This window comes from Clostridium sp. AM42-4 (assembly GCF_003480105.1).
Lineage (GTDB): Bacteria > Bacillota > Clostridia > Lachnospirales > Lachnospiraceae > Brotaphodocola.
Genome location: NZ_QUIK01000038.1, coordinates 494 through 5,713, shown reverse-complemented (window position 1 = coordinate 5,713; position 5,220 = coordinate 494). Strand labels below are relative to the sequence as shown.

The window sequence follows — 5,220 nt, the reverse complement described above, 5'->3', positions numbered from 1 at the left end:
TTGCAAATAAAATGCACATTCTGTCTTGACGAAACGCTTCCGAAAGGCAGCATCGTGATTGAGTGCGGCAACGCCCTTTTGAAGCATGGCTACACCATCAAGATTTTCAACACCATCAACTTTCAGAAGTCGATGCACTATAACCCATTTGCCTATATCCATTCAGAAAAAGACATTCTGAAACTGGTGACAACGCTGATTGCCAACACAAAGGGTGATGGAAAAGCCGGTGATGAGTTCTGGACGAAGGCGGAAACGCTGCTCTACTGTGCCTTGATCGGATATATCCACTATGAAGCTCCGGTTGAGGAACAGAATTTCTCCACCCTGATTGAGTTCCTGAACGCAATGGAGGTGCGGGAAGATGATGAGGAGTTCCAGAACCCGGTGGATCTGATGTTTGAAGCCCTGGAAAAGAAAAAGCCGAATCACTTTGCAGTCCGTCAGTATAAAAAATACAAGCTGGCTGCCGGCAAGACCGCTAAGTCGATTTTGATTTCCTGCGGCGCTCGTCTGGCTCCTTTTGATATTCAGGAGGTCAGAGATGTGACTGCCTATGACGAGTTGCAGTTGGATACTCTCGGAGATAAGAAAACGGCGCTCTTTCTGATTATGTCAGATACGGATGCGACGTTTAATTTTTTGATCTCCATGATTTACACACAGCTGTTCAACTTGTTGTGCGAGAAAGCAGATGATGTGTACGGCGGCAGACTGCCGGTTCATGTGCGCTGCTTGATTGATGAGATGGCAAACATCGGTCAGATTCCCAATCTGGAAAAACTGGTAGCGACAATCCGAAGCCGTGAAATATCGGCTTGCCTTGTTCTCCAGGCACAATCACAGCTGAAAGCCATTTATAAAGACAATGCCGATACCATCATCGGCAACATGGATTCCCGAATTTTCCTGGGTGGTTCTGAGCCAACCACGCTCAAAGAACTGAATCAGGCATTGGGAAAAGAAACTATCGACACCTACAACACCTCCAACACCAGAGGTAACAGCCCGTCTTACGGCTTGAATTATCAGAAGTTAGGCAAAGACCTTGCGAGCGTAGATGAGCTTGCGGTTCTGGATGGCAGCAAGTGTATTTTGCAGTTGCGTGGTGTCAGACCGTTTCTTTCTGACAAGTACGATCTGACGCAGCACCCCAATTATAAGTACACATCAGACTTTGATAAGAGAAATGAGTTCAACATTGAGCAGTTTCTGAGTCGAAGGTTGAAGCTCAAGGCAGGTGATGAGTTTGTGGTAGTCGATGCGGATTAAGGAGGTTTCTGTTTGGAAAATCTGAAAACGGTATCTGCCCTGGTTAAGAACATCTTGGAACACGACCACAAGGCAAGAAATACCGACAATCATTTGTACCTGATGGTACTGGAACACTATTCCGGTCTGCGTGGCATCGACATTCATGCCATGACGGTTCCTGTGTTTTTGAAGGAACTGGATAGACGCAGCTTTCCGGGGTTTGAAACTGTCCGCAGAAGCAGACAGAAAGTGCAGGCAACCTACCCTGACCTTGCTCCCAGTGAAGCCGTAGGCAAGCGCAGAGCAAAAAATGAGGTTGTATATCGAGAATTTGCAGAAAGCGAGGTGTAAAAAAAATGACTTGGTGGATCACGGATACCTCTATTGGGCAGCGATTGAAGTTCGTTAGACGATTTCGCCGCCTTACCCAGAAAGAGCTTGGACTCCTGATGGGGTATTCCGAGAAAACAGCGGATGTCCGTATTGCTCAGTATGAGAAAAACGCTCGAACCCCTAATGCAGAAACCACAGCGAAACTCGCAGAGGTTCTGAAGGTTTCACCTGTCGTTTTTTCACCGACAATCTGTGCTTCTCGTGAAGATTTGTTGCAGTCAATGTATTGGCTGTTTCTTATGAAAGGTGGTGGTGATATATATGATTGTGAAACTGAATATGCAAGAAGCAGAATGGAACAGAAACTTGGCGTGATAACCGTCGAGGAGTTCCTTGAAAAGATTCTCGTAAACTAAGCCTTCCGTCCGGTTTTGATGCCGGTAGTACGGAGGGCTTTTTCTATTCTCAAAACAATTTCAAATTTTAGGAGGAAAATATTATGGCATTTTTCAATAGCGCAGTAACCGTTCTTCAGACTCTCGTTATCGCTCTGGGCGCAGGTCTTGGCATCTGGGGTGCAATCAATCTGCTTGAGGGCTACGGCAACGATAACCCCGGCGCAAATGCTCATGTACGGTAAAGTAACACACATGAATTTGATAGACAGCCGCCTACTATTTCCAGAAGCGCAGGACATCATCACTTGTCCTGCGTTTTGTATTTGCCTTTAAATCGCTTGACAAATAAGTGTATTTAGTATATAGTGTGTATGTAATAACATCACACTAAAAAACGGAGGAAGTGAGTTTGTGAAAATAATCATATCAAACACTTCCGACAGTCCTTTGTATCAACAAATCAAAGACCAAATAAAGGACGCTATTTTGAAAGACGAATTAGTTGAAGGCGACCCTCTACCATCAATTCGATCGTTTGCAAACGATTTAAAAGTCAGTGTCCTTACAATACGTCGAGTATATGAGGAATTAGAACAAGAAGGATTTGTCGTAAGTCAAGTTGGTATTGGAACATTTGTATCTGCAAGTAATGTCGAGTTACTAAGAGATTCTAAACGTCGACTTGTAGAACAAAAAATGCAGGATATGATACAGACTGCAAAATCATTAAATATTAGTAAAGATGAACTCAATGCTATGATGGATATTCTTTACGAGGAGGTATAAGACATGGCTGCAATTTTAGAAGTATCCGGCTTGAAAAAATCATATAAGAATTTTGAACTGAAAAATGTCAGTTTTTCAATCTATGAGGATTGTATAACCGGATTTATCGGTGTGAATGGTGCAGGTAAAACAACTACTATCAATGCACTTTTGAATTTAGTCCATAGAGATGACGGGATAATCAAGTTTCGTGGCAAAGACATTTCAACAGATGAAAAGACATTCAAAGATAAAATAGGTGTTGTGTTTGACAGTGGTTGTTTTTATGACGAATTGACAATCAAGGACATGACGGCTTTACTTGCTCCTGCCTATTCAGAATGGGACAATCACATCTACAAACAATATTTGGAAAGATTTTCTTTGCAACAGGAGCAGACAATCGGAACATTGTCTAAGGGAATGAAGATGAAGTACGCTTTGGCGTTAGCGTTATCACATAATGCGGAATTACTCATTATGGACGAGCCGACCAGTGGACTTGATCCGTTAATGAGAGAACAGTTTATTAACATATTGAAATCCTATATAGAGCCAGGCGGTAGAGCTGTTTTTTATTCTACTCATAATACAACCGATTTGGATAAATCAGCAGATATGTTGATAATGATAAATGCAGGAAAAATTCTTTTTGAAGAAGAAAAGGATTTCTTGCTTGAAAAATTTAGAGTTGTTAAAGGTGATGTCAAGTATCTTTCCCCGGATATAAAATCGCTTATGCTTCACTTTGAAAAAAGCAAATATGGATTTACAGGAATTTCAGATAATGCGTCGAAAATCAAATCTCTTTATCCCGACATACTTCTTGAAAGGGCTTCGATAGAGGATATAATGCTGGCGTATGTAAAGGAAGGTGAATAAGATGTTGATACCTCTGATAAAGAAAGATTTGACAATAGTCAAAGGTTATACTTTGGGAGTTGTTGCAATAGCGTTTGGCCTGCCATTATTACTTGCATGGCGGCAGCCTCAAATGGGCGGTATGATTAGTCTGTTAATGGCAGTTTTGATTTCTTCAGTCGCGTTTAATTTAGCAATATCTGAAAAAGAAAATCAATATCCGAAAGCAACTGCTCTGCTTTCTTCAACTCCTTATACCAAAGGAAAAGTAATTGTTTCAAAATATGCACTGTATTTTATTATTTATGTAATCTGCTGTATCGCTTATTTGGTTGAAATGCAATTTGTTCCAGAGCTTAAACTTGATAACTTTGCTCAAACTGCTGCGTTGGTCTTTCTAATTCAAGCGTTTGGAATGGGCATTTTTCTTCCGATACAATATAAGTTTGGGTATGAAAAGACAAAGTTTGTGTGCTTTTTGCTATTTCTTTCCCCTGTTATTATCGACATAGCAAAGCGAATTAGCGTTCCCTCAAAATTAGTTTCACTTATGCAATCAAATTCAGGAATAGCAGCAGCTATTACGTGTGGTTGCGGGATTTTGATATGGCTTGTATCGTTTGTGATTTCAAATAAGATTTTTGCTAAAAAAGATTTGATATAGAAAAAGTTTGATTAGCAAAACCGGCCGAGCCAGTCAACGGCAGGTAAATGGGCTGCGCCCACCGTTGACAGCCCCGCCTGCCTTTGCAGATAGGCAATCAAGGGGCGACAGCAAGGAGTGCTGCCGCCCTTTCCCATAATCGAAGAAAGGGGGATTTTCCATGACTGAATACGAAGCCTATCAAGAACATATCCGCTATACCCATGATACCTATTGCCGGATTGTTATTCGCCATGCGTCCTTTGACGCTGCCCGTATGCTGGCGGCGAGATGGAAACGGGAAATCTCCCTTGAATATCTGACCGAAGAAAAGTTTGTCCAACTAAGCACCACAGACGAGTATTTTCAAGTGCCGGACTATGGCGAAACTTATCCGTTCTCTGTCCGGGGGCAGACGATACTTTTAGATAGCTGTTCTCTTGCGGCTGCTCTTGCCCGATTGCCGGAACAGACGCAGGAAGAAATCTTTTTGTACTACTTTCAGCACTTGACGCAGAAAGAAATCGGAGAACAAAGCGGCTGGACACGCAGCACAATCGGGCGGCATATACGGCTTGCCTTGAAGCGGCTAAAAGAGGAAATGGAGGTGCTGTCCCATGAGTAACCGACTTCTCCCCTATGACACTATCATAAAGGCACATGAGGGCGACCCCATAGCGATACAAGCCGTCCTTGACCGATACGCTGGATATATCCGCTACTTCTCTAAGATGAACGGCTATTACAACTCTGATATGGAGGACTACATCAGAACAAAGCTGATTGAAAGCCTGTTCAAGTTCCGGCTTGACCGATAACATAGAAACTGAATATCCCGCCGCCCCGCAGCGGCACATGAAGCAGTAAATCCGAAAAAGATTTGCTGCTTTTTTTGCGCTCATTTTTGGCAAATTTCCAAAAGTTCCGTATTAGATAGTGAAACCAAAAAAAGGCTGCCGTTTTTTT

8 protein-coding genes and 1 pseudogene are annotated in these 5,220 nt (G+C 42.5%); all 9 read left to right on the top strand.

Features of this window, described 5'->3' with window-relative positions; all coding sequences use genetic code 11:
- The coding region (locus tag DW922_RS16995; RefSeq protein WP_118727150.1) for a VirD4-like conjugal transfer protein, CD1115 family at positions 1–1,272 on the top strand (1,272 nt) is incomplete at its 5' end.
- 12 nt (positions 1,273–1,284) lie between these two features.
- Positions 1,285–1,605: a hypothetical protein gene (locus DW922_RS16990; RefSeq protein WP_002304332.1), complete on the top strand. Its 321-nt coding sequence runs from the start codon at positions 1,285–1,287 to the stop codon at positions 1,603–1,605.
- A gap of 5 nt (positions 1,606–1,610) precedes the next feature.
- Positions 1,611–2,003 carry a helix-turn-helix transcriptional regulator gene (locus tag DW922_RS16985; RefSeq protein WP_002304334.1) on the top strand — a complete coding sequence of 131 codons (393 nt, stop codon included), beginning with the start codon at positions 1,611–1,613 and terminating at the stop codon, positions 2,001–2,003.
- Between the two features lie 83 nt (positions 2,004–2,086).
- Positions 2,087–2,215: pseudogene (locus DW922_RS16980) on the top strand (Maff2 family protein); the annotation flags it as partial.
- A 181-nt stretch (positions 2,216–2,396) separates the two neighbouring features.
- The gene (locus DW922_RS16975) at positions 2,397–2,771 is read left to right on the top strand and encodes a GntR family transcriptional regulator (protein WP_118727149.1); all 375 of its coding nucleotides are present in this window, start codon (positions 2,397–2,399) and stop codon (positions 2,769–2,771) included.
- Positions 2,772–2,774: 3 nt separating this feature from the next.
- Positions 2,775–3,632, top strand: coding sequence for an ABC transporter ATP-binding protein (locus DW922_RS16970; protein WP_118727148.1), 858 nt, complete (start codon positions 2,775–2,777; stop codon positions 3,630–3,632).
- A 1-nt stretch (position 3,633) separates the two neighbouring features.
- Positions 3,634–4,275 (top strand): ABC-2 transporter permease, encoded by a 642-nt coding sequence (locus DW922_RS16965; protein ID WP_118727147.1) that lies wholly within the window; start codon positions 3,634–3,636, stop codon positions 4,273–4,275.
- A 160-nt stretch (positions 4,276–4,435) separates the two neighbouring features.
- Positions 4,436–4,879 (top strand): sigma-70 family RNA polymerase sigma factor, encoded by a 444-nt coding sequence (locus DW922_RS16960; protein ID WP_006555732.1) that lies wholly within the window; start codon positions 4,436–4,438, stop codon positions 4,877–4,879.
- Positions 4,872–5,072 (top strand): helix-turn-helix domain-containing protein, encoded by a 201-nt coding sequence (locus DW922_RS16955; protein ID WP_006858003.1) that lies wholly within the window; start codon positions 4,872–4,874, stop codon positions 5,070–5,072. Before DW922_RS16960 ends, DW922_RS16955 begins: the two co-directional genes overlap by 8 nt.
- Positions 5,073–5,220: the final 148 nt, after the last annotated feature.

What these genes read in the sequence shown, in the direction of transcription:
- DW922_RS16955 (WP_006858003.1), top strand. Translation starts at nt 4,872, where the DNA reads ATGAGTAACCGACTTCTCCCCTATGACACTATCATAAAGGCACATGAG.
- DW922_RS16965 (WP_118727147.1), top strand. Translation starts at nt 3,634, where the DNA reads ATGTTGATACCTCTGATAAAGAAAGATTTGACAATAGTCAAAGGTTAT.
- DW922_RS16960 (WP_006555732.1), top strand. Translation starts at nt 4,436, where the DNA reads ATGACTGAATACGAAGCCTATCAAGAACATATCCGCTATACCCATGAT.
- DW922_RS16985 (WP_002304334.1), top strand. Translation starts at nt 1,611, where the DNA reads ATGACTTGGTGGATCACGGATACCTCTATTGGGCAGCGATTGAAGTTC.
- DW922_RS16970 (WP_118727148.1), top strand. Translation starts at nt 2,775, where the DNA reads ATGGCTGCAATTTTAGAAGTATCCGGCTTGAAAAAATCATATAAGAAT.